At 70.4% G+C, this 18,222-nt stretch carries 22 protein-coding genes; 5 read left to right on the plus strand and 17 right to left on the minus strand.

The window, feature by feature from the left end:
• Positions 1–76: 76 nt before the first annotated feature.
• The 3 genes from ACZ5LB_RS05860 to thiE are packed head-to-tail and all read left to right on the plus strand — an operon-like array spanning position 77 to position 4,607.
• A complete protein-coding gene (locus ACZ5LB_RS05860) occupies positions 77–3,208 on the plus strand; it encodes a lantibiotic dehydratase (RefSeq protein WP_464605237.1) in 3,132 nt (1,043 codons plus the stop codon).
• Positions 3,187–3,993, plus strand: a complete 807-nt coding sequence (gene thiM, locus ACZ5LB_RS05865; RefSeq protein ID WP_464605238.1) for a hydroxyethylthiazole kinase — start codon at positions 3,187–3,189, stop codon at positions 3,991–3,993. The genes ACZ5LB_RS05860 and thiM overlap by 22 nt, the downstream gene beginning before the upstream one ends.
• A complete protein-coding gene (gene thiE / locus ACZ5LB_RS05870) occupies positions 3,990–4,607 on the plus strand; it encodes a thiamine phosphate synthase (protein WP_464605240.1) in 618 nt (205 codons plus the stop codon). Before thiM ends, thiE begins: the two co-directional genes overlap by 4 nt.
• On the opposite strand, the gene ACZ5LB_RS05875 is transcribed toward thiE, so the two are convergent.
• From ACZ5LB_RS05875 to ACZ5LB_RS05885, 3 genes are all read right to left on the minus strand, one after another.
• The gene (locus ACZ5LB_RS05875; protein ID WP_464605242.1) at positions 4,592–4,885 is read right to left on the minus strand and encodes a DUF134 domain-containing protein; all 294 of its coding nucleotides are present in this window, start codon (positions 4,883–4,885) and stop codon (positions 4,592–4,594) included. The genes thiE and ACZ5LB_RS05875 overlap by 16 nt on opposite strands.
• 16 nt (positions 4,886–4,901) lie before the next feature.
• On the minus strand, positions 4,902–5,123 hold the full coding sequence (locus tag ACZ5LB_RS05880; RefSeq protein WP_464605243.1) for a VF530 family protein: 222 nt from the start codon (positions 5,121–5,123) through the stop codon (positions 4,902–4,904).
• Positions 5,124–5,209: 86 nt separating this feature from the next.
• Positions 5,210–5,677, minus strand: coding sequence for a hypothetical protein (locus tag ACZ5LB_RS05885; RefSeq protein ID WP_464605244.1), 468 nt, complete (start codon positions 5,675–5,677; stop codon positions 5,210–5,212).
• 213 nt (positions 5,678–5,890) lie between these two features.
• Between ACZ5LB_RS05885 and ACZ5LB_RS05890 the strand changes: the two genes are divergently transcribed.
• Together ACZ5LB_RS05890 and dmeF are read left to right on the plus strand one after the other, a co-directional pair.
• Positions 5,891–6,385, plus strand: coding sequence for a ferritin (locus tag ACZ5LB_RS05890; RefSeq protein WP_464605245.1), 495 nt, complete (start codon positions 5,891–5,893; stop codon positions 6,383–6,385).
• Between the two features lie 2 nt (positions 6,386–6,387).
• Positions 6,388–7,281: a CDF family Co(II)/Ni(II) efflux transporter DmeF gene (gene dmeF, locus ACZ5LB_RS05895; RefSeq protein WP_464605246.1), complete on the plus strand. Its 894-nt coding sequence runs from the start codon at positions 6,388–6,390 to the stop codon at positions 7,279–7,281.
• Here dmeF and ACZ5LB_RS05900 read toward each other — a convergent pair.
• The 14 genes from ACZ5LB_RS05900 to ACZ5LB_RS05965 form a co-directional block, all read right to left on the minus strand.
• Positions 7,262–7,888, minus strand: a complete 627-nt coding sequence (locus tag ACZ5LB_RS05900; protein ID WP_464605248.1) for a fused DSP-PTPase phosphatase/NAD kinase-like protein — start codon at positions 7,886–7,888, stop codon at positions 7,262–7,264. The genes dmeF and ACZ5LB_RS05900 overlap by 20 nt on opposite strands.
• A 317-nt stretch (positions 7,889–8,205) precedes the next feature.
• Entirely contained in the window at positions 8,206–8,475 is a 270-nt protein-coding gene (locus ACZ5LB_RS05905) for a EutN/CcmL family microcompartment protein (protein ID WP_464605250.1), read from the minus strand.
• 10 nt (positions 8,476–8,485) lie between these two features.
• Entirely contained in the window at positions 8,486–8,746 is a 261-nt protein-coding gene (locus ACZ5LB_RS05910; protein ID WP_464605251.1) for a EutN/CcmL family microcompartment protein, read from the minus strand.
• The gene (locus ACZ5LB_RS05915; RefSeq protein ID WP_464605252.1) at positions 8,737–9,333 is read right to left on the minus strand and encodes a BMC domain-containing protein; all 597 of its coding nucleotides are present in this window, start codon (positions 9,331–9,333) and stop codon (positions 8,737–8,739) included. The genes ACZ5LB_RS05910 and ACZ5LB_RS05915 overlap by 10 nt, the downstream gene beginning before the upstream one ends.
• A 20-nt stretch (positions 9,334–9,353) precedes the next feature.
• Positions 9,354–10,739 carry an aldehyde dehydrogenase family protein gene (locus ACZ5LB_RS05920; RefSeq protein ID WP_464605253.1) on the minus strand — a complete coding sequence of 462 codons (1,386 nt, stop codon included), beginning with the start codon at positions 10,737–10,739 and terminating at the stop codon, positions 9,354–9,356.
• A gap of 17 nt (positions 10,740–10,756) precedes the next feature.
• Positions 10,757–11,047 carry a EutN/CcmL family microcompartment protein gene (locus ACZ5LB_RS05925; RefSeq protein ID WP_464605254.1) on the minus strand — a complete coding sequence of 97 codons (291 nt, stop codon included), beginning with the start codon at positions 11,045–11,047 and terminating at the stop codon, positions 10,757–10,759.
• A gap of 18 nt (positions 11,048–11,065) precedes the next feature.
• On the minus strand, positions 11,066–11,356 hold the full coding sequence (gene eutM, locus ACZ5LB_RS05930) for an ethanolamine utilization microcompartment protein EutM (RefSeq protein ID WP_306600956.1): 291 nt from the start codon (positions 11,354–11,356) through the stop codon (positions 11,066–11,068).
• A gap of 30 nt (positions 11,357–11,386) precedes the next feature.
• Positions 11,387–12,028, minus strand: a complete 642-nt coding sequence (locus tag ACZ5LB_RS05935) for a BMC domain-containing protein (protein WP_464605256.1) — start codon at positions 12,026–12,028, stop codon at positions 11,387–11,389.
• A 1-nt stretch (position 12,029) separates the two neighbouring features.
• On the minus strand, positions 12,030–12,677 hold the full coding sequence (deoC, locus tag ACZ5LB_RS05940; protein ID WP_464606293.1) for a deoxyribose-phosphate aldolase: 648 nt from the start codon (positions 12,675–12,677) through the stop codon (positions 12,030–12,032).
• Between the two features lie 136 nt (positions 12,678–12,813).
• On the minus strand, positions 12,814–13,314 hold the full coding sequence (rpiB, locus tag ACZ5LB_RS05945) for a ribose 5-phosphate isomerase B (protein WP_464605257.1): 501 nt from the start codon (positions 13,312–13,314) through the stop codon (positions 12,814–12,816).
• A gap of 103 nt (positions 13,315–13,417) precedes the next feature.
• Positions 13,418–14,296: a serine hydrolase gene (locus tag ACZ5LB_RS05950; RefSeq protein WP_464605258.1), complete on the minus strand. Its 879-nt coding sequence runs from the start codon at positions 14,294–14,296 to the stop codon at positions 13,418–13,420.
• Between the two features lie 168 nt (positions 14,297–14,464).
• Positions 14,465–16,699 carry a collagen-like triple helix repeat-containing protein gene (locus tag ACZ5LB_RS05955; protein ID WP_464605259.1) on the minus strand — a complete coding sequence of 745 codons (2,235 nt, stop codon included), beginning with the start codon at positions 16,697–16,699 and terminating at the stop codon, positions 14,465–14,467.
• 42 nt (positions 16,700–16,741) lie between these two features.
• The gene (locus tag ACZ5LB_RS05960) at positions 16,742–17,281 is read right to left on the minus strand and encodes a hypothetical protein (protein WP_464605260.1); all 540 of its coding nucleotides are present in this window, start codon (positions 17,279–17,281) and stop codon (positions 16,742–16,744) included.
• A gap of 10 nt (positions 17,282–17,291) precedes the next feature.
• Positions 17,292–17,879, minus strand: coding sequence for a hypothetical protein (locus ACZ5LB_RS05965; RefSeq protein ID WP_464605261.1), 588 nt, complete (start codon positions 17,877–17,879; stop codon positions 17,292–17,294).
• Positions 17,880–18,222: the final 343 nt, after the last annotated feature.

Genomic DNA, 18,222 nt, shown 5'->3' on the forward strand with positions numbered 1-18,222 from the left:
CTGAACCGCGCCACCCTCTAGCCTTGAGGAACCACCCCCCCGCCGGCCGGCGGGAATCGCAACGGATTTTACAACCATGGCCTCCTCCACCGTTCGAACCGCCCCCTTCTTCGTCCTGCGCACCCCCGGCCTGCCCGCCGAGCTTGGCCGGTGCTGGACCCCCGAGCGCCTGCGCGCCGAGGTCCAGCGGCCCGAGGTGCGGGAGGCGCTCTTCCTCGCCTCCCCGGACCTGGACGCGGCCCTGGATCCGTGGCTTCACGGGGACCTTCCCGGGGACCGCGCCGCCCGGGTGGAGCGGAGCCTGGTGCGGTACCTCACCCGCATGGGCGCAAGGTCCACGCCCTTCGGCCTGTTCGCGGGGTGCGCCGCCGGCACCTGGGGAACGGGCAGCGACCTCCGCGTGCCGCCCCTGGGCGACTGCACCCGCCGCACCCGGTTGGACAACGACTACCTGGCCGCCCTGGTGGCGGATCTGGAACGCGACCCGAACGTGCGCTCCTTCCTCACCTGGCGGCCCAACACGAGCCTCCACCTGGCCGCGGGCCGCTGGCACTATGCTGAACCCCGGGTCCGGGCGCGGGAGGGCCGGGAGTACCACCTCGTGGCCCTGGAGCCCACCGGGCACCTGGACGCGGCCCTGGCCTGCGCCGCCGGCGGCGCGGGCCTGGGGAGCATGGCCGGGCGCCTCGCCCAGGTCGCGGACGTGGAGCCCGGGGAGGCCAACGGCTTCCTGGACGAGCTGACCGAAGGCCACATCATCACCAGCGACCTGGAACCGCCCGTCACCGGCGGCGAGCCCCTCCCGGCCCTGGCCGGGCACCTGAAGGCCCACGCCGCCACCCGGGACCTGGGCGATAAGCTCGCAGGCGTCCAGGCCGCCCTGGGGGACCTGGACGCCGAGGGCGTGGGCCTGGACCCCGGGCGCTACCGCGCCATCGCCCGGGACCTGGAGACCCTGGCGGTGCCCGTGGACCCCAGGCGGCTCTTCCAGGTGGATCTCTTCAAGCCCTCCGCGGACCTTCGGCTGGGCCCGGACGTGCGCAGGGCCCTGGAAGAGGCCGTGGAGGGCCTGCGCACCCTCGCGCCCCGGAGGCCGGAGGGCGCCCTGCACCGGTTCCGCGAAGCCTTCCGGGCGCGCTACGGCACCCGCACCGTGCCCCTCCTGGAGGCCCTGGACGCCGAGGCGGGCATCGGTTTCGGCCCCAAGCCCCCGCCGGGCCTGGACGGCTCGCCCCTGCTGCAGGGCCTGGCCTTCGACGCCGCGCCCGAAGATGACCCGCCCTTCACCGCGCGGGACCGGCACATCCTGAACCGCCTCCACGCCCTCGGCGATGCCCGGGAATGGGCCCTGGACGACGCGGACCTGGCCGCCCTGGCCGACCCCGAGCCCGGGCCCTTCCCGGCCACCTTCTCGGCGGTGGCGGCCCTGGCTTCCCCTTCCCCCGCGGCCCTGGCGGCGGGCGACTTCCGGGTGCTCATGGAGTCCTACTCGGGCCCCTCGGGGGCCCAGCTCCTGGGGCGGTTCTGCCTGGGGGACGCCCAGCTCGCGGGGCACGTGGAGGAGCTGCTCCGGGTGGAGGAATTCCGCCGCCCGGAGGTGGTCTTCGCCGAGATCGTGCACCAGCCCGATGGCCGCATCGGCAACATCATCGCCCGCCCCCGTCTGCGGGCCTACGAGATTCCCTTCCTGGGGGCCAGCGGCGTCCCCGAGGACCACCAGATCCCCCCCGCGGACCTGACCCTCGCCCTGGAGGGGGACCGGTTCGTGCTGCGCTCGGCGCGCCTGGGCGTGGAGGTGGCGCCGCGGCTGGCTACGGCCCACAACCCGGCCCTGGGCCTCCCCGTGTTCCGGTTCCTCGCGCAGCTCCAGGAACAGGACGGCAGGGCCCGCGGCTGGAGCTGGGGTCCCCTGGACGCCCTGCCCTTCCTGCCCCGGGTGACCCGGGGCCGCCACGTGCTGTGCCGGGCCCGCTGGCGCGTGGAGGCGGCGGAGCTCCAGGCCGGCGGCATCCAGGCCCTGCGGGGCCCGCGGCGCCTGCCCCGGCACGTGGTGCTGGAGGACGCGGACAACACCCTGTGGGTGGACCTGGACGATCCCCTGCGGGTGGCTACCCTCGAGCACCTGGTGGAGCGCCGCCCGTCCTTCACGCTCCTGGAGGCCTTCCCGGGCCCGGAGGAGCTCGCGGCGGCGGGGCCCGCGGGACGGTATTTCCACGAGCTCGTGGTCCCCTTCCAGCGCCAGGATCCCCGCCCCCCCGCAAGGCGTCCCAGGCTCGCCCCCCGCGCCGCCGCCGAGGCCCGCTGCTACCCCCCGGGCTCCGAGTGGCTCTACCTCAAGATCTACGCCGGCGCCGCGGCCTCCGACCGCATCCTGACCGAACTCATGGCGACCCTCGGGCGCATCACGGTGCAGGCCTGGGACCGGTGGTTCTTCGTGCGCTTCGCCGACCCCGAGCCCCACCTGCGGCTGCGCTTCCACGGCACGCCCACCCAGCTCACGTCCACCCTGCTGCCCCTGGTGCGGCGCATCCTGGCCCCCCACCTGAAATCCGGGGCCTGCTGGAAGCTCCAGGTGGACACCTATGAGCGCGAGATTGAACGCTACGGCGGCCTGGAGGGCATGCTCCTCTCGGAGGCCTGGTTCGAGCAGGAAAGCGCATGGGTCCTGAACCTGCTCCGGGACTGCGAGGGCGACGACGGCGCCGGGCTGCGGTGGCAGCACGCCTTCCGGGCCGCGGACACGCTCCTCACGGGCCTGGGGCTGAGCCTCACCGGCAAGCTCCGGGTGGTGGACGCCATCCGCGGCGGCCTGGGCCGCGAGATGGGCGCCGACGGGACCCTGGGAATCCAACTGGGCGAGCGGTACCGCACCCTGCGCAGGGACCTGGAATCGTGGATCCCGGCCCCGGGCGCGCAAACCTACCCCATGCTGCCCGACCCCGCCGCGCACACCCGGCGCGCGTGCCTGAACCGGCTGGCCGACGCCTCCACCCAGGGCAGGCTCTCCGTGTCCCTGGAAGACCTGGCCTCCAGCCTCGTGCACATGCAGGTCAACCGCTTCATGCGCACGTCGCAGCGGGCCCACGAGCTGGTCCTGGCCGACTTCCTCGGCCGCGTCTACCGCTCGCAGGTCGCCCGGGTCGGGCTCGCGCGCGATAAGATGGAAGGTCAGGAAAGGAACCGTACATGCCAGCCTATGAAGCCCTGAACACCTGGGAGGCCCTCACGGCCGTGCGCGCCCAGTCCCCGGTCGTTCACAACATCACGAACTACGTCGTCATGAACACCACCGCCAACGCCCTCCTGGCGCTGGGCGCCTCCCCGGTGATGGCCCACGCCGAGGAGGAGATGGAGGACATGGTGGGCATCTCCTCCGCCCTCGTTCTCAACATCGGAACCCTGAGCCGGGACTGGATCAAGGCCATGTTCCTGGCCGCGGAGCACGCCACCCGGCGCGGCATCCCCATCATCCTGGACCCGGTGGGCGCCGGCGCCACCCGGTACCGCACCGCCACGGTCCGGGACTTCCTGGCGGCCTTCCGGCCTTCCATCATCCGCGGCAACGCTTCCGAGATCATGGCCATCTGCGGCGCGGGCGCGGGCACCAAGGGCGTGGACAGCCTGGACGCGTCCCAGGACGCCGTCGCCGCGGCCCGGTCCCTCTTCGAGGCGCACGGCTCGGTGGTGTGCGTCAGCGGCGCCACCGACTTCATCGTGGGCGCGCGCACCGTGCGCATCCACAGCGGCCACGCCCTCATGACCCGGGTCACGGGCCTGGGCTGCACGGCCTCGGCCCTGTGCGGCGCCTTCGCCGCGGTGACCCCGGACCCGCACCTGGCCGCCGCCCAGGCCATGGCGGTCATGGGCGTCTGCGGGGAGATCGCCGCCGCCAAGGCCGACGGCCCCGGCACCCTGCAGTTGCATTTCCTCGACGCCCTCCACCGCCTCACGGAAGCCGACCTCAAGGGCCGCCTGCGGTCCGACGTCGCGTGAACGGCCTGCATCTGGTCACCGACCGCGGCCTCTGCCGCGGCCGGTCCCTGGAGGCCGTGGTCCTCGCCGCGGTGCGGGGCGGCGCGGCCAGCGTCCAGCTCCGGGAGAAGGACCTGGACACCCGGGCCTTCCTGGAGGAGGCCGCAAGCCTCAAGGCCCTCCTGGCGCCCTGGAAGGTGCCCCTGATCATCAACGACCGCGTGGACGTGGCCCTGGCCGTGGGGGCCGAGGGCGTCCACGTGGGCCAGCGGGACATGCCCTGCGCCACCGTGCGCCGCCTCCTGCCCGGGGCCCTCATCGGCCTTTCCGTGGAGACGTGGGAGGACGTGGAGCGCGCCCAGGACGAACCCGTGGACTACCTGGGCGTGAGCCCCGTGTTCGCCACCCCCACGAAGACCGACACCCGCGGGGCCTGGGGGCTGGAGGGGCTGGCGCGCATCCGCGCCTTCTCCCGGCACCCCCTGGTGGCCATCGGCGGCGTGAACCTGGACACCATCGCCGCCGTGGCCGGGGCCGGCGCGCACGGTGCGGCGGTGGTTTCCGCGATCTGCTCGGCCGGGGATCCCGAACAGGCCACCCGGGACCTCCTGCGGGCCTTCTACTCCAGGGTGTAGGCTCCGCCCTCGATGCGCAGGGCGAGGCCCCCCACCAGGGCCCGGGTGACCTTCCTGTGGGCGGCGTCCAGGACGCGGCCGAAGGTGGCCCGGCTCACGCCCATGCGCTGCGCGGCCTCCTCCTGGTACAGACCCTCCTGGTGGGCCAGGCGCAGGGCCTCCAGTTCCTCGAAGGCCAGGCTCACCTCCTCCAGGTCCATGAGGGGCACCCCCCGGGGCTTGAAGTAGCGCACTCCGGGCAGTTCCTCGACTCGTTTGCAGCAGGGGCGGCGCGGCACGGGGGCCTCCGGCGGATCAGTCCCGGATCAGGGCAAGGTAGAGCTCTTCCACCTTGCGCCGGGCCCAGGGGGTCTTGCGCAAGAAGGCGAGGCTGGACTTGAGGCTCGGGTCGACGTTGAAGCAGCGGATCTCCACGGCCCGGCCCATGCCCTCCCAGCCCACGCGGTCCACGAGGACCGTGAGGATCGCTTCCAGGGTCAGGCCGTGGAGGGGATCCTTGGGATGGGTTTGGGTCATGGGCGGCTCCGGGCGCGGAAGAGGGCCGGACGCGGTGGTCGCGTCCGGCCCTCTTCCATCATTCACGGCCCGGGGGGGGTTGTCACCTAGTGATGGTGGCCCCGGCGTTCCTCGCGGCGGTCCTCGCGACGCTCCTGGCGGCGCTCCTCCCGGCGCTCCTCGCGGCGATGTTCGCGGTGGTCCTCCATGCGCTCCATCTTCCGGCGCTGGCCGGGGGGCATCCATACGCCCCGGGGATCCTCGCGGCGCCAGTTGCGGTAGTGGCCCCGGGGGACCTCCACGATGTAGCGGGGCACGCGGCGCACCTCGACCCACTCGAAGCGGGCCCGGGGGCTGCGGGCGCGGTACCAGCCGTCGTCGCGCCGGCACCAGTACCACCCGTCGTTGAAGAAGACCTCCTCCTGGAAACCGGCCACCACCGAAATGCCGGGGGAGATGACCTCCAGCCGGGGCGCCACGGGCAGGCCGATCTGGATGCCGATGTGCACCTGGGCCTGGGCCGCGAAGGGGCTGAGTCCAAGGAGAAGGGCGATGGGGAGGGCGTAGGATCTCACTGGAATCTCCTATCTGGGCGGTGGGCCCGCGGAAGGAAGGTGTGCATTTATCGTTCCAATATTACAACCTCATTATTTTCAACGGAAGCCACCGGACGACCTCCGGGGGCCTTTCCATCATGTTGCATTCCGCCCCCTCCGCAAGGGCCGCGAAGGAGAAATGCCACAGGCCGGGGACCCCGCTACAATGACTCCACGTTCGAGGAGAACCCCATGATCAGCCCGAAGATGCAGGCCGCCCTCAACACCCAGATCAACTTGGAGCAGTTCTCCGCCCAGCTCTATCTGGCCATGAGCGCCCATTGCGACGGCCTCAGCTTCAAGGGGTTCGCCCACTGGCTGCGCATCCAGGCGGGAGAGGAGACGGCCCACGCCATGAAGCTCATCCAGTTCGTGCTGGACCGCAACGGCAAGCTGGAACTCCACCCCATCCCGGCGCCCCCCACCGAGTTCGGCGGCGTCATCCAGGTCTTCGAGAAGACCCTGGAACACGAGAAGGGCATCACCGCCAAGATCAACGCCCTGTTCGAGCTGGCCCGCGCGGAGCGTGACTACGCCAGCGAGATCACCCTCCAGTGGTACGTCACCGAGCAGGTGGAGGAGGAGTCGAATGTCGGCCAGATCGTGGACCACCTGCGCGCCGTGGGCGAGCAGGGAGGCGGCATCTGGTACCTGGACTCCCGCATGGGCAAGCGGGTGGCCAAGTAGGGATGGGCTTAGACCCCCAGACCCACTCGCACCTCTTCGATCAGGGCAACCGGGCCGGAGAACGTGGAACCCGCCTGGTCATGGTCATCACGGCCCTCATGATGGCCGTGGAGATCCTGGCGGGGTGGCGCTTCAATTCCATGGCCCTCCTGGCCGACGGCTGGCACATGAGCTCCCACGCGGTGGCCATCGGGGTGAGCGCCCTCGCGTACGCCCTGGCCCGCCGCCACGCCGGGGACCGCCGGTTCGCCTTCGGCACCTGGAAGATCGAGATCCTGGGCGGCTTCGCCAGCGCCCTCTTCCTGCTGGGCGTGGCCGCATGGATGGTGCTGGGCTCGGCCCAGCGGCTCCTGGAACCTTCGCCCATCCACTACCGCGAGGCCATGGCCGTCGCCGCCGCCGGCCTGGTGGTGAACGTCGTCTGCGCCCTCATCCTGGGCCAGGCCCACGACCACGGCCACGACCACGGGCACGGGCACGACCTGAACCTGCGCTCGGCCTACATCCACGTCATCGCCGACGCGGCCACCTCGGTGCTGGCCATCGTGGCCCTGGCCGGGGGCCTGGCCCTGGGCTGGGCCTGGCTGGACCCGGTCATGGGCCTGGCGGGCGCGGCACTGGTGACCGCCTGGGCCGTGGGCCTCCTGCGCGACACCACGCGGGTCCTGCTGGACGCGGAGATGGACCACCCCGTGGTGGACGAGATCCGGGACGTGGCCGGCGCCCATCCCGAGTGGGGCCGTATGACGGACCTCCACGTGTGGCGGGTGGGCAAGGCCAGCTACGCCTGCATCCTGGCGCTGGAAGGGGGCCCGAAGGACCTGACGCCCGCCGCCGTGCGCGCCGCCGTGGGCGTGCACGAGGAACTGGTGCACATCACCGTGGAACTGGGGTGAAGGCGGCCAGCCCCGCCAGGCGGGGCTTGTAGCGAATGAGGAACTGGCCCTTCTCCGCCGTGTCGGAGAAGCTGCTGCCCGCGAGCAGGAGCCGCGTTGCGGCCCGGGCGCGTTCGTTGGACCAGTGCTCGAATTCCATGCGGTAGATGGCCACGAACAGCTCGGTGCGGCCGACGCCGTGGTAGCAGTGGATGAGCGCGGGGCGGTTGGCGGGGTCGCGGATGGCCATGAGGAAGCGGTCCACGGTGGCGTCCGTGGGCACCTGGGGCGTGGGCAGGTGGATGTGCCGGACGCCGATCTCGGCCAGGGCCCGGGCCTCCTGGCGGATGGTTCCCAGGTCGGTGGTGTTGGTGCTGTCCTCCCCCGGCTGGAAGGTGCGCAGATCGATGACGGACCTGAGCCCCAGGATCCGGGCCTGGCGCTGCAGCTCGGCCGGAGGCATCACCCCCGACTGGTACACCTGCCCCAGCGTCACGGTGCCCAGGCGGTGCCGCACGTGGATGTGGTAGAGCGCATAGGACCCCAGCCCCGCCAGGACGACCAGGACGGCCGCCCCCACCCCCCGCAGGAGCATCGATCTCGCAGACCTCGTCCGGCGATTGGGCATGTTCATTCATCCTTTGGTTGACAAGATCATTGTGACCGGAGGCCCCACCCGCCGAAACCGCAAATCCGGTGTTTGCAAAAGGATGGCTTTCCACTCCCCACCCGGATCAGCTCAAACCCCGATCCCCCATTCACCCCCTACCGAAGCGAAGTGTTTATGCCCGACAGCCAGGAGACGCATATCTTCTTTTTCATCCCCGTTTATCCCCTTCATCCCCGGCAAAAAACCAGGCCGGGGCGGGTCGGCGCCCTCGGGTTCAGCCCAGACCACAAGCCTCGGCCCCCCGCGGCAAACAGCTCGCCTACTCCCGACCCGGGCTACTGCCGTTCCACGCGGTCCACGTGCCCGATGATCACCACGTTCGCGGGGCAGTCCTTCAGCCCCACCACGTCGTCCACGGCACCTCCATTGCGTGCAACCAGTACCCGATCCCCGGGCCCCGCCTGGACCCCGTCGAGGGCGACCATGGTGCGGTCCCCGGCCGTGCCGTCCTCCAGGACCTCCCGCACCAGCAGCAGCTTGCGCCCGGCGAAAAAGCCCAGCTTCTCGGTGGCGACGACGGGGGCGAGCACTTCGGCGATGAACATGGCGCGCTCCTCAGGTGGCCGAGTCCACGAGGCCCACGATGCAGGCGTCGATGGCCCCGTAGCCGCCGGGGAGGGCCTTGGGGGCCTCCCGGGCGTCGATGTACATGACCAGGTCCCCGTCCCGCGAGGCCACCAGGTCCACCGCGGCCAGGGGCTCGCCCACGGGCCGGCCCTCGGCGTCCACGCCCTGGATCATGCGGAAGGTGTAGCCCGACAGGGACTCCAGCTTCCGCGTGGCCACCACCAGGCCCTTCACCCGCGCTAGAAGCATGAGCTCTCCAGGCCTTCCAGGACGAGGCCCTGGATGATGTCGTGGGGCCGGGCCAGGATCTCGCTGTTCACGAAGGCCGCCTCCTCCCGGAGAAGCTCCTCGGCCGAGGCCAGGGCGGCCTCCACCTCGGACAGGTCGCCGGTGAAGGTGAAGTAGCCCTTGCCGCCCAGGTCCAGGTTGTACGTGAGTTCCAGGAGCCGCACGGCGGTGGTCTTCACGGCGCGGTCCGCGGCCTGCACCAGGGCGGCCAGGGCCTGGCCCTCCACGATGCCCACGGCGTCGGTGGTGAGCTCCGTGCCCTTCTCCTTCTGCAGCGCCGCCAGCACCTGGGGGTGCAGGTTGGGGATGTAGGTCCAGGACACCAGGAAGGGGTCCGAGTGCAGGTGGCCCTCCTCCACGGCCTCCAGCAGGTCGGCCTCGTCGCCGGTGAGGTGGATCATGAACTTGCCGGAGCCCACGGGGCCCGCCTTCAACAGGCGCACCTCCGCCTTCTTCAGCATCAGGTCGGCCACCTGCAGGCCTTTGGCGATGCTGGAGAGCTCGAGGATGCCGAGGGTGGGGACCAGGTTCGGGTTCGGAGTGGCCATGGGGGGGTCCAGTCGCGGGATCAGACGATGCGGAAGTGGTCCTTGAGGGTGCAGCGGCGGCGCCGGGCGAAGTGCACGGCGTTGGTGAGGCCCTCCCCCGTGGGGGAGGCGATGGTGAACGAGGTGGATCCTGGCCCCTCGAAGCCCAGGCCGTTGAAGTTGGGACCGTTCTTCACGAAGATCGAGCAGTCCACGGCGCGGGCCATCTTGTCCAGGTGGTCGATGTTCTTGGAATACATGCTGGCGGTGTGCCGGAAGCCGTGCTCGGCCTTCAGGGCCAGGGCGATGGCCTCGTGCACGTCCCGGGCGCGGGTGAAGCCGATGACGGGCATCAGGAGCTCGGACTGGATGAAGGGGTGGTCGAAGGGCACGTCGGCGAACACCAGCCGGGGCTCCCCGGAGAACGGGATCCCCGCCGCCTTGAGGATGTGCGTGGCATCCTTGCCCACGAATGCCTTGTTGGGATACCGGCCCTCCATCACGGTGCGCTCCACGGCGGCGATCTCGGCGCCGCGCAGCTCGTGGGCGCCCGCGGCCGCCATGCAGGCCTTGAGCCGGTCCGCGATGGCCTCCACCGCGATGACCTCCTTCTCGCAGATGCACACCACGTTGTTGTCGAAGGAGGCCCCGGCCACGATGCCGCGTCCGGCCTGCTCCAGGTCCGCGGTCTCGTCCACCACCACGGGGGGGTTGCCCGGGCCGCCGGCGATCACCTTCTTGCCCGAAGCGAAGGCGGCCTTGACCACCGCGGGGCCGCCCGTGACCACCAGGAGGCGGATGCCGGGGGCCTTCATGAGCTCGGCGGCGGTCTCCAGGGTGGGTTCGGAAACGCAGGTGAGGAGGTTGGCCGGGGCGCCCTCGGCCACCAGCAGCCGGTTGATGAGGTCGATGGTGAAGGCGTTGGTGCGCTTGGCGCCGGGGTGGGCATTGAAGACCACCGCGTTGCCGGCCGAAAGCATGCCGATGCCGTTGTTGATGACGGTCTCGGAGGGGTTCGTGGACGGGGTGATGGACCCGATGACGCCCCAGGGGGCAAGCTCCTCCAGGGTCAGGCCGTGCTGGCCCGAGACCGCGTCGGCCCGCAGCACTTCGGGACCGGGGGTCTTGTTGATGACCAGGAGGTTCTTCTTGACCTTGTCCTCCACGCGGCCCATGCCGGTTTCGCCCACGGCGAGCTCGGCCAGGTCCCGGGCGTGGCGGCGGAGCCCCACGCGCAGCTCCTGGATGATCTCCGCCCGGCGCTCCAGGCCGATGGCCCGGAACGCCTGGAAGGCGGCCTCGGCGGCGCCGATGGCCGACGGGATGTCGGTGAAGCAGCCCATCTGGGGTCCCGGTGCCGGGGCGCCCTCCAGTTCGCGGAGGACGCGTTCGGCGATTCTCGAGACCAGGGCGCGATCGATTTCCATGGCTCAGCCTCTGGGGATCAGGATTTCCTGTAGACCTCGGAGCCCTCGAACTGCACGGCGTCCACGATACCGATGACGACGGCGTCCACGGGCTTGCCCTCGCTCACGGGCGTCATGCGGGCCGAGGAGCCCTGGCACACGAGCACCCATTCGCCGGAGCCGGCGCCCACGCCGTCGGAGGCGACGATGGGGTTGCCCTTGGGCTGCCCCTTGGGGTCCACCGGCTGGATCAGGAGCAGCTTGTGGCCGGCGAGGGCGCCGACCTTCTGGCTGGCGACGACGTCGCCCACCACCTTGGCGATCAACATGGCCCGCCTCCGATGAACCTAGGCGTTCGCTTCGGTGCGGCCCAGGGGGAGGACGGAGTCCACGTTCTCGTGGGGACGGGGGATGACGTGGACGGAAACGATCTCGCCGACCTTCTGGGCGGCCAGGGATCCCGCTTCCACGGCGGCCTTCACCGCCGCCACGTCGCCGCGGATGATGGCGGTGACAAAGCCGCCGCCGATCTTCTCGTAGCCGACCAGCTGCACGCGGGCAGCCTTCAGCATCGCGTCGCTGGCTTCAACCATGGCGACGAAACCCTTGGTTTCGATCATGCCGAGCGCTTCACTCATGGGTCTCTCCCTGGAGTTGGGGTGGGGGGATCAGGCCTTGGTCCGGTACGGACGGCCGTGGATGGAATTGATGGCTTCGATGGCTGCCTTCATTGCGCTGTCGATCTCGGACTCGCTGCCGGCCATCATCAGGCGCCCCACCGCCCCGTAGGGCTTGAGGTCGATGAGGGAGACGTCCGCGGCCTTCTCGGCCTCGTTGGCGGCCAGCACCGCGTAGGCGGCGGGGTCGCACTCGAACAGGAACAGTGACTGCCCGGGCAGGATCATGTGCCCGTAGCGGTTGCGGTTGATGATCTGGGCGTGCATGGGTTCCACGGACCGGATGACTTCGCAGGTGGCCACGTAGGGGGTGAGGCGGTCGGCCTCCACCAGCCCGAAGCTCCCGATGGCGGCCTCGCCCGCCACCCGCACCTCGCCCTTGTCGTAGGCGTGCACCTCGAGCATGCCGAAGGTGCGCTCGACCACCTGGGCCGCGGGCTGAACGTTGGCGGCCTTGAGGGCCACGTCGGTCATCTTGTTGATGGCGATGCCGGGGGCCACTTCGATGTAGACCGAAGCCTGCTCCTTGAGGGGCGGGAAGCCCCGGGCGCCCAGGCCCACGAAGGCCGCCAGCTGCGGCTGGAGCGAATCGATGAAGCAGTAGGCCCGGAGGGTGAGGGCGCCGTCGCTCATGTCAGTATCCCTTCCCTTCGCCACCGGTGACGATGGCCACGCCCGAACTGGCCCCGATGCGCGTGGCGCCCGCGGCGATCATCTTCTTCGCGTCGGCCAGGCTGCGCACGCCGCCCGAGGCCTTCACGCCCATGCGGGGCCCCACCGTGCGGCGCATCAGCGCGATGTCGGCCTCGGTGGCGACGCTGCCCTTGGCGAAGCCCGTGGAGGTCTTCACGAAGGTGGCGCCGGCGTTCTTGCAGATGGTGCAGGCGGTCACCTTCTCCTCGTCGGTGAGCAGGCCGGTCTCCAGGATCACCTTGGTGGTCTTGTTGCGGGCGGCCTGGACCACGGCGCGCACGTCCTTCTCCACCAGGGCCAGGTCGCCGGACTTCAGCGCCCCGATGTTGAGCACCATGTCGATCTCGTCCGCCCCGTTGGCGATGGCTTCGCGGGTCTCGTAGGCCTTGGTGCGGCTGTCCATGGCGCCCAGGGGGAAGCCCACCACGCAGCAGACCTTGACCTTGGAGCCGCGGAGGAGGTCCCGGCACCGGGACACCCAGGAGGTGTTCACGCACACGGACCAGAATCCGTACTGCCGGGCCTCGGCGCAAAGGGTCTCCACCTCGTCGGCGGTGGCTTCGGGCTTGAGGAGGGTGTGGTCGATCATGGCCGCCAGGGCCGAATCGACGTTGCCGGGGGCCTTGCCGGCCTCCGGAGCCTTCGGGGCCGTCGGATCAAGGGCCTTCAGCACTTCCTTGGTGATCAGGTCTACCAGTTTCTTTTCATCCATCTCGACTCCACGTTCATCGTTCGATCTTGTCCACGCGCTTCTGGTGGCGCCCTCCCTCGAAGGGGGTCGCGAGCCAGGTGAGGACCATCTGCTCCACCACCTCGGGCGGGTTGGCCCCCGCGCCCAGGGTGAGGACATTGGCATTGTTGTGCTGGCGGGAGTTCAGGATGGTCTTCATGTCGTAGCACAGCGCGGCCCGGATCCCCGGGAAGCGGTTGCACACCATGGAGGAGCCGATGCCCGCCCCGTCGATCATGACGCCCATGGCGCAATCGCCTTCCAGCACCGCCCGGGCCACGGCCTTGGCGTAGTCCGGGTAGTCGCAGGCGGTCTTGTCCGGGCAGCCCACGTCCACCGCCTGGAAGCCCTTGGCCTCCAGCACGCCGGCCAGGCGCTTCTTCAGGTCGAACCCGCCGTGATCGGAGCCCACGGCCACCCGCATCCGGGTTCCCCGCCGGGAGAGGACCTCCCGCAGCACTTCGGAGACAAGCTGTTCGACCCGCTGTGGATCCATGGAAGTCCGTACGGAAAAATTCGAAACGGCGGACAGCGTCGGTCCGCGGGAGGCCCGGTGCAGGGAAAAATTTTTACCTGTCGGGGGAAAAACAAGCCTAGCACTACCTCCGGGGGGTGACAACCCGTAAACGGGCCCGGCGGTGGCGGCGCGGACGCGGCGGGGGATCCCCTTCCATCCACTGGCGGATCCGGTTGGCGTCGTCGAACCGGGAGTGCCGGCCGTTGGCGTCCAGGAGAACGATGAGCACGGGCCGCTGGGCCAGCTGGGCCTGCATGACCAGGCACTGCCCCGACTCCTCGATGAACCCCGTCTTGGAAAGGCCGATGCGCCAGCGGGGGCTCGCCAGGAGCATGTTGCTGTTGTGGAACTCGATGGGCCGGCCCTTGAAGGACACCGTGGCGCTGGACCGGGTGGAGTAGGTCCTCACCTGGGCGTGCCGGTAGGCCTGGTCCACGATGCGGGCCATGTCCCAGGCGGAGGCCCGGTTGCCCGAGGAGAGGCCCGTGGGGTCCTCGAAATGCGCGGTGGCCAGGCCCAGGGCCCGGGCCTTGGCGTTCATTTCCGCCACGAAGACCCCCACCCCGCCCGGGAAGGTGCGGCCCAGGGCGTGGGCGGCACGGTTCTCGGAGGCCATGAGGGCCAGCTGCAGCGCCTCGGCCCGGGTGAGCACGGTTCCCACCGGCAGGCGGGAGCGGCTGTGGCGCAGCGTGTCCTTGTCCTCCTCCAGGATGGTCAGGCGCTCGTCCATGTCCACCTTGCTGTCCAGGAGGACCATGGCGGTCATGAGCTTGGTGAGGGAGGCCACGGGAAGGACGTCGTCGCAGTGCTTCTGGAGGATGGGCTCCCCCGTCTTCTGGTCCTGCACCAGCACCGAGGCGCTGCGGAGGGCCAGGCGCTGGTCCACCTTGGCGCCCGCAGGCAGGACGGCAAGGAAGGCGGCGGCCAGGAAGGCGAGTTTCCCGGTTCGAAACTGGATCATGGGGCTCTCGAAGGGGCGTTTCCGGGGTTGGAAAAAGGTCAGACCCGTGAATGGGATAGTGACTGATAGCAATTAAGATACCATTCGGACAGGGCAAGCCGGCCGACAACTTACCAGCCTATCGGCGGAAAGGTGTCGGGCCTTGATCACATCGCTGATGGCGGGACCCTACCGGATTTCCCTGATGGTCATCCTCCCGGCCAGGATGGGTGCGGGCCCCGTGGGATCGAGACTGAGGGTGATCTGGGAGACGGGGCTGGAAGGCGTCACGACCAGGGCCACGAGGGTCTGGGTGGTGCCGTTGGCCACCGGCAGGGTCGTGCCGCTCGTGAGCACCGTGGTGCCGAAATAGACCAGATTGCTGACCACCCCCAAGCCGCCGCTCCAATCCTCCAAGCGGAAGATGTAGGACGCGCCCTCGTCAAAAGACGAGGCGGTCAAGGCGAGGGTGATCTCGTAGACCTTGCCGGCGCCCAGCACCACACTGTTTCCCGACAAGGGAAGCCCGCGCTGGGCGAGGGCCGTGTAGGCCCCAGGATAGAGGCCGGTGATGGAATAATAGCCGTAGTCGGCAGGTGTCACTGCCGCCGGCGCCGCGCTCACCCAGGCGCCTCCGGAGACGGTCAGGACGTTGCCGTTGGCTACCGGAGCCACGCCCTGCACCGCCGAGGTGCCGTTGCCCACCAGGACGGAGCCCGAGGTCAGCGAGGTGGCGCCGGTGCCGCCGTTGGCCACGGCGACGGTGCCGGTGACGTTTCCGGCGGTGGTGGCCGTGGTCGCGGTGGTCGCGGTGGTGGCGGCGGTGGCGGTGGCGGCGAGGGTCGCCGTGGCGGCGTTGCCGGTGGTGTCCTGGTTCAGGGTGGGCACGTCCGCGGCCTGGATCCCCGAAAGGGCGATGCCAGTGCCGTTGCCACGCAGGTACAGGCCCGACGTGTTGCCTCCGGCCAGGGCCGCCAGGGCGGCGGCGGGCGTGGTGGCGCCGGTGCCGCCGTTGGCGATGGCCACGGTGCCGGAGACGTTCCCCGCCGTGGTGGCGGTGGCGGCGTTGCCGGTGGTGCTCTGGTTCAGGACGGGCACATCCGCGGCCTGGATGGCCGAAAGGGTAACGTTGGTGCCGTCGCCCCGGAGGTACTGGCCTGTGGCGGTGGATCCGGCAAGGGCGTTGAGGGCCAGCTGAGCGGTGGCGGCGCCCGTGCCTCCGTTGGCGACCGGGAGGGTCCCGGAGACGTCCGTGGCCAGGTTCACGGCGGCGCCGTTGCTGGCGGCGGTGAGGCGGCCTTGTGCGTCGACGGTGAGGCTGGCGCGGGTATAGGAGCCGGGGGTCACGGCGGTGTTGGCCAGGGCCAGCGATCCGCTGACGGTGATGGGGCCGCCGGTGAGGCCCGTGCCCGCGGAGACGCTGGTGACCGTGCCGCCGCCGCCGGCCGCGCCCACCTGGGCCCAGGCCGTGCCGTTGAACTGGTAGATGCCGGCGGTCCCGTCGGTCTGGTAGACCATCAGGCCCGCGGCGGGCGTAACGATGGCCAGGCGCTGGGCCTGCGTCTGGCGGGGCATCAGGAAGCCCTTGGTGGTGCTGCTGAGGTCAAGGAGGGCGCTCGCGTCGGGTGGAGTGATCCCCAGGCCCAGGGAGCCAGTGGTGAACACAACGTCGCTCCCAGCCAGGGTCAGCGGGCTGACCCCGGCGGGTCCGGCCGGTCCGGCGGGTCCAGTCAGACCGGTGGCGCCCGGCAGGCCCATGGCGCCGACGGGGCCGACGGGGCCGGCTGGGCCGGCGGGGCCAGTCACGCCTGCGGGGCCGGCGGGGCCCGTCGCACCTGTGGGGCCGGCGGGGCCCGCGGGCCCCGCGGTGCCGGCCACGGAGGAGGCGGTCCAGGAGGTCCCGTTGAACACCAGCGCCTGCCCCGTAGTGGGCGCGGTGGCGAGGTCGATGGGGAAGCCCTGGAGCTTGCCCACCTTGGTCAGGCCCTGGGTGCCGGTGACGTCGCCGTCGAAGGCGCCCACCAGCTCCCAGGCGCTGTGGGCCTGGAAGGCCGGCAGGAGATCCACGTCCGGGGAAAGCGCGACGCCCGCGATGGTCATGTGGAGCTTAAGTCCGGAGCGGCTGAGCACCGACTGCGGAATGGCGGGCATGCCCGAGGTGCCCAGCACGATGCTGTAGAGGCCCCCTTCCACGTCCAGGGACTGGTCCCCGGAGCTCCACAAGGCGGTGCCGCTGGAATCCAGGATCGAGAAGGTGAAGACGCGCGCGCCGGTGACCGGGGTGGAGCCGTCCAGGAGCCGGCCCTGGTACGCCACCAGCGGAAGGGGCGTCACGTCCGCGGCCTGCTGGGCACGGACCGGCAGGGCCGCAGCGCCCAGACCGATGATCATCGCCATGGTGGAAGAGAGGAAAGGGAATCGCATGGGAGCCGCCTGAGATGGAATCGGGGAGAAAGGGAACCGGGATCAGTTGTGGGTGGGGGGTTCGAAGCCGTGACGAACCCGCAGGGCCCCGTCGGCCGTCACCGAGGTGCGGGCGGGAACGCCTTCGCCCACCACGATGGCGTTGCGCAGCGTCCCCTGGACCTGGAGCTTGCCGGAAGCCTGCACCAGGGCGGGGTTCACCTGGGCCGGAATCGCGGTGAGCATGTGCACGGAGGCGGTGGCGGTGTAGCGGGGGTCGTTGTCGTACATCGCCACGATCCGGCAGGTGCCGGGGGTGGTGCCGGCCGTGAAGGTTCCCTTGGCATCAATGGTGCCCGCGGTGGCGGGCAGGACGGACCAGGTGGCGCCTCCGCCCCAGGGGGAGCTGGCGGAGAAATGGAAGGTCTGCCCCAGGAGGACCTGCGCGGTCGGGGGCGTGATGGCGAAGGGGCCATTCAGCTGCCCGGCGCGGTCGCCGGGGGCCTTGTCGCCCCCCATGGTGCAGCCCACCATGCCGGAGACCGCCAGGGCCCCCGCCAGGAGGAACCGGCGCGGGCCGGGGGATTCGGGAAGGAGGATCATGGTCGTTCCCCTAGAAAGTCCAGATGATGCCGACGGTGCCCACGCGGGCCTGGAGATCCTCGTAGCCGTAATGGCTGGCGATCCACCGCGCCTCCAGCTCCAGGCCCGGCCGGAACCGGCGGGTGACGGCGAAGCCCAGCCCGGCCCGGGTCCAGTGGCTGGTGCCCGAGCGCCGCGCGACGCCGGCGTCGGGAACCTCCAGCTCGTTGGTGCTCTTCACGCTCCAGCGGATGGCATAGATGCCCGGGCCCAGGGCCCATTTCCCATGGGCCCCGTCGTTGCGGAAGAGCAGCTCGACGCCCAGGCACGTGGCCTGCACCTTGGTGTCGATGCGCTGGGTGAACGGGGTGGTGACGACCTGGTTCCGGGCCCCGAAGGCCATGAAATCCGCCCGCGGGCGCAGCGCGTGCGTGGCGTCCAGGTTCCAGTCGAAGTGGATCCCCCCCTGGAAGCCCGCGCCCGCGGTGGTGCGGAGCTGGTTCTGCGCGGGCACGGCGGCGCCGGCCTGGATGCCGATCCATGGGGTCTCCGCGGCTCGGAGGGCCGCTGATCCTGCCAGCAGTCCAGCCAGGAAAACCAACCCTGTCGAATGCCGCATGGTGCCTCCAGTGCCGTTTCGCCTGTGTTTGGATTAATGGATAAAGGTTATAACGATTGATCCTATTTCTCTATTGATTATTATTTCCAAGGCCGCTTTCATCGCAGGGTTGACGGCTTTTCATCCACTCGCTCTGGCATGCGCTTGGGAAGGGGCTTGGGACGGGTGGTCGAAGGCCGACCTGATCCCGTCATCGAGGCAGTTCGAAACGAACAGCCTATCGCCGACGCCGAGGCGCCGGGGTTCGCCGAGAATAGATCTTCTTTTTTTATCGGCGATCCTCGGCGTCTTCGGCGCCTCGGCGATAGGCCCTTCGATGGAGTTTGCCGGATTCACCAGGTAA

This window comes from Mesoterricola sp. MK458, from assembly GCF_055384935.1.

What these genes read in the sequence shown, in the direction of transcription:
- ACZ5LB_RS05890 (WP_464605245.1), top strand. Translation starts at nt 5,891, where the DNA reads ATGATCAGCCCGAAGATGCAGGCCGCCCTCAACACCCAGATCAACTTG.
- eutM (WP_306600956.1), bottom strand. Translation starts at nt 11,356, where the DNA reads ATGAGTGAAGCGCTCGGCATGATCGAAACCAAGGGTTTCGTCGCCATG.
- dmeF (WP_464605246.1), top strand. Translation starts at nt 6,388, where the DNA reads ATGGGCTTAGACCCCCAGACCCACTCGCACCTCTTCGATCAGGGCAAC.
- ACZ5LB_RS05905 (WP_464605250.1), bottom strand. Translation starts at nt 8,475, where the DNA reads ATGTTCATCGCCGAAGTGCTCGCCCCCGTCGTCGCCACCGAGAAGCTG.
- thiM (WP_464605238.1), top strand. Translation starts at nt 3,187, where the DNA reads ATGCCAGCCTATGAAGCCCTGAACACCTGGGAGGCCCTCACGGCCGTG.
- ACZ5LB_RS05925 (WP_464605254.1), bottom strand. Translation starts at nt 11,047, where the DNA reads ATGTTGATCGCCAAGGTGGTGGGCGACGTCGTCGCCAGCCAGAAGGTC.
- ACZ5LB_RS05935 (WP_464605256.1), bottom strand. Translation starts at nt 12,028, where the DNA reads ATGAGCGACGGCGCCCTCACCCTCCGGGCCTACTGCTTCATCGATTCG.
- ACZ5LB_RS05965 (WP_464605261.1), bottom strand. Translation starts at nt 17,879, where the DNA reads ATGCGGCATTCGACAGGGTTGGTTTTCCTGGCTGGACTGCTGGCAGGA.
- ACZ5LB_RS05880 (WP_464605243.1), bottom strand. Translation starts at nt 5,123, where the DNA reads ATGACCCAAACCCATCCCAAGGATCCCCTCCACGGCCTGACCCTGGAA.
- ACZ5LB_RS05920 (WP_464605253.1), bottom strand. Translation starts at nt 10,739, where the DNA reads ATGGAAATCGATCGCGCCCTGGTCTCGAGAATCGCCGAACGCGTCCTC.
- ACZ5LB_RS05900 (WP_464605248.1), bottom strand. Translation starts at nt 7,888, where the DNA reads ATGCCCAATCGCCGGACGAGGTCTGCGAGATCGATGCTCCTGCGGGGG.
- ACZ5LB_RS05950 (WP_464605258.1), bottom strand. Translation starts at nt 14,296, where the DNA reads ATGATCCAGTTTCGAACCGGGAAACTCGCCTTCCTGGCCGCCGCCTTC.
- deoC (WP_464606293.1), bottom strand. Translation starts at nt 12,677, where the DNA reads ATGATCGACCACACCCTCCTCAAGCCCGAAGCCACCGCCGACGAGGTG.
- rpiB (WP_464605257.1), bottom strand. Translation starts at nt 13,314, where the DNA reads ATGGATCCACAGCGGGTCGAACAGCTTGTCTCCGAAGTGCTGCGGGAG.
- ACZ5LB_RS05860 (WP_464605237.1), top strand. Translation starts at nt 77, where the DNA reads ATGGCCTCCTCCACCGTTCGAACCGCCCCCTTCTTCGTCCTGCGCACC.
- ACZ5LB_RS05915 (WP_464605252.1), bottom strand. Translation starts at nt 9,333, where the DNA reads ATGGCCACTCCGAACCCGAACCTGGTCCCCACCCTCGGCATCCTCGAG.
- ACZ5LB_RS05910 (WP_464605251.1), bottom strand. Translation starts at nt 8,746, where the DNA reads ATGCTTCTAGCGCGGGTGAAGGGCCTGGTGGTGGCCACGCGGAAGCTG.
- ACZ5LB_RS05960 (WP_464605260.1), bottom strand. Translation starts at nt 17,281, where the DNA reads ATGATCCTCCTTCCCGAATCCCCCGGCCCGCGCCGGTTCCTCCTGGCG.
- ACZ5LB_RS05955 (WP_464605259.1), bottom strand. Translation starts at nt 16,699, where the DNA reads ATGCGATTCCCTTTCCTCTCTTCCACCATGGCGATGATCATCGGTCTG.